The organism is Psychrobacter proteolyticus (assembly GCF_038155145.1).
In the GTDB taxonomy this organism is placed as follows: domain Bacteria; phylum Pseudomonadota; class Gammaproteobacteria; order Pseudomonadales; family Moraxellaceae; genus Psychrobacter; species Psychrobacter proteolyticus_B.
In genome coordinates, this window is sequence record NZ_JBAKAY010000171.1 from 1 (window position 1) to 215 (window position 215).

A 215-nucleotide genomic window follows, 5' to 3' on the forward strand; every position below is an offset into this window, starting at 1 on the left:
CTTTACTCATGGTACCAGTCAACAACGTGTCGAATGGATCACCCGTGGTCTAGAAAGCGGTAATGTACAATCTTGTGATACGTTCAGCGGTTCACTTTAATGGCCATATATATTAATAATCGTGTAATTGACTAATGATGTATTTCTAATACTGATATTTTTTATTATAAGATTAGTGCATGGACTTATAATAAAAATTGAGACATAAAAAAGCC

1 protein-coding gene is annotated in these 215 nt (G+C 33.0%); it reads left to right on the plus strand.

The features are described 5' to 3' along the window. Positions 1-100, plus strand: a 100-nt coding sequence (locus V6252_RS13395) for a neutral zinc metallopeptidase (protein ID WP_341610764.1), incomplete at its 5' end; no start/stop codon positions are given. Between the last annotated feature and the right edge of the window lie 115 nt (positions 101-215).